This is a genomic window from Micromonospora sp. R311, from assembly GCF_056780015.1.
On record NZ_JBSWCE010000099.1, the window covers coordinates 1 to 2,142 of the forward strand.

3 protein-coding genes are annotated in these 2,142 nt (G+C 67.4%); 1 reads left to right on the plus strand and 2 read right to left on the minus strand.

Annotated elements, in window-relative coordinates; translation table 11 throughout:
- Positions 1 to 504 (minus strand): transposase family protein (locus AC1WTP_RS34280; RefSeq protein WP_481653362.1); only part of this gene is annotated, 504 nt, incomplete at its 3' end.
- Between the two features lie 581 nt (positions 505 to 1,085).
- Positions 1,086 to 1,325 (minus strand): integrase core domain-containing protein, encoded by a 240-nt coding sequence (locus AC1WTP_RS34285; protein ID WP_255562269.1) that lies wholly within the window; start codon positions 1,323 to 1,325, stop codon positions 1,086 to 1,088.
- A 161-nt stretch (positions 1,326 to 1,486) separates the two neighbouring features.
- Between AC1WTP_RS34285 and AC1WTP_RS34290 the strand changes: the two genes are divergently transcribed.
- A complete protein-coding gene (locus AC1WTP_RS34290) occupies positions 1,487 to 2,077 on the plus strand; it encodes an FAD-binding protein (RefSeq protein WP_481653363.1) in 591 nt (196 codons plus the stop codon).
- Positions 2,078 to 2,142: the final 65 nt, after the last annotated feature.

A 2,142-nucleotide genomic window follows, 5' to 3' on the forward strand; every position in this document is an offset into this window, starting at 1 on the left:
CTGCCTCTCGCGACCCGCCGACCAGCGCATTCCGCCTCGCAGGACCTCCAGGCCCGCCGAATTACGTCGAACCCGGGCGACCGCTTCGACCTCGGGCGCCGGCGGCGCCCGGACCAGCCGTAACAGGGTTGTGCGGGACACCTCGACGGCCAGCAGGCGCGTCATCCGTGCACCCGGCCGGTCGCCCAGAGCCAGGGCGATCTTCTCCAGGATGCCGCGCAGCAGCGGGGTCCGGCGGGCATACGGTGTGGTCAGACCCGGCACCTGCTCTGCGAACGTCCGCCGGCGACAGGCGGTGTTGTCGCAAAAGAACCGCCGGATACGCACCCGTAGCAACGTCTGCCTGCCACCGATCGCCGGGTCCGCCAGCGTCCGCCGGTACCGACTGTGCACTCGCGCCGACCTGCACCCACATGCCGGGCATCCCCCGTCACCGACCGCAACATCAATATCCAGCCGAACCGATCGCCCCTCGGCGCAGACTCGCACGATCGTCAACGCCACCAGATGAGGCAGCAGAGCCTCAATACCATAATCGTCACACGCGAAACATGATCATCCACATCGGACGCCGCCCGGGACGCCGGGTCGCCCCCATTCACGAACTTCGTGCCAGAGCCAGATCCAGCTGACCGTTGACAACGCCCATGAACCCTGCCCGACCGCTGCTGGCAACGGCCGCACCGCGCAGTCGCGGCCCGAGCCCGACCCGACAGCACCATCACGCCGGCACGCTGCTCAACAGCCTCGATCGACGGACCGACAGGTGCGGCAGTAGCTGCTCCACAAGCGAACACGCCGGACATGATCAACGAAACTGCCCCACCCCAGATTGAACCGTCCACATCAAGGATCACGGGAGGGCCGCTGCCTGCATGAACGTCCTCACGGTGATGACGCGCATGAAGAAGCGCAATCCCTCTGAGTTGCGCCACAGACATCCTCAAGATCAATGACGGGCAAGAGCAAACTCGTCGTCACCTTCGGTGACGGCTAACACCGTCTGGCAGTGCCGAACCGTCCCGACGTTGTCGGGGCTGCTTACCACCCTCCCCGGCGTCCCCCGGTTCAGGCTGCCCCCAGCTTCACCCGGCCGCTGCGACGGCCAGGCGGTGAAGGTCTCTCACCTCCACTCGGTGATTCGGCGCCTCGTGGCGCACTCGGCGGTGGTTGTAGAAGGCGATCCACCGGAACACGTCGCGGCGGGCGTCGGGTTCGGTGGTCCAGTGGCGGTGGTCAACGTCCAACTCTCGTTTGAGGGTGGCGAAGAACGACTCGGCCAGGGCGTCGTATGACGAGCCGATCCGTCCCATTGAGCGGTGGATGCCGTGCCGTTGGCAGGCGTTGGCGAAGTCGCTGCTGACGTATTGGGAGGATTCAACCGATCCAGTCGCTCGCGACCGTGCGAGTGACTACCCGGCATGTCCGTGGGTAAGCCGACACGTCCGGTTCGGCATCAGAGGAGGTCGGGGTGGGACGGTCGTTCGTGAACTGGTCGGGCAGCTTGCGTTTCACGCCGGCTGAGTTAGCCGAACCCGTCGACGAGGACGAGATACGCGCCGTCGTCCTGCGGGCACGGGATGGCGGGACACCGATCCGGCCGGTCGGTTCGGGGCACTCGTCCAGTGCGCTGGTGCGTACCGACGGGATCCTGCTGAGCCTGGACCGGCTCGCCGGGGTGATTGCCAACGACGGCGACCACGCCACCGCGTGGGCCGGGACGAAGCTCAGGGCGCTCGGTGAGGGCCTGTACGAGGCGGGCCTGGCGATGGACAACCTCGGCGACGTGGACTACCAGTCCATCGCCGGGGCGACCGCCACGGGCACCCACGGCACCGGGCTCGGATTCGGCAACCTCAGCACCCAGGTGGTGGGCGTACGGCTGGTCACCGGCACCGGCGAGACGCTGGACATCGGTCCAGGCCGCAACGCGGGCCTGTTGCCCGCCGCCCGCCTGTCGCTGGGCGCCCTGGGCGTCGTGACGCGGATGACCCTCGACGTGCAGCCCCGCTACGAGTTGCAGCGCCGGTCGTGTTGCGCGCACATCGACTGGACGCTAGAGCACCTAGACGAGTAGTTCCGAATCCCGGTCAGTGGTCGTAGGCGATCAGTGACCGGGTGACGGGTGCGCCGGTCTTGTTG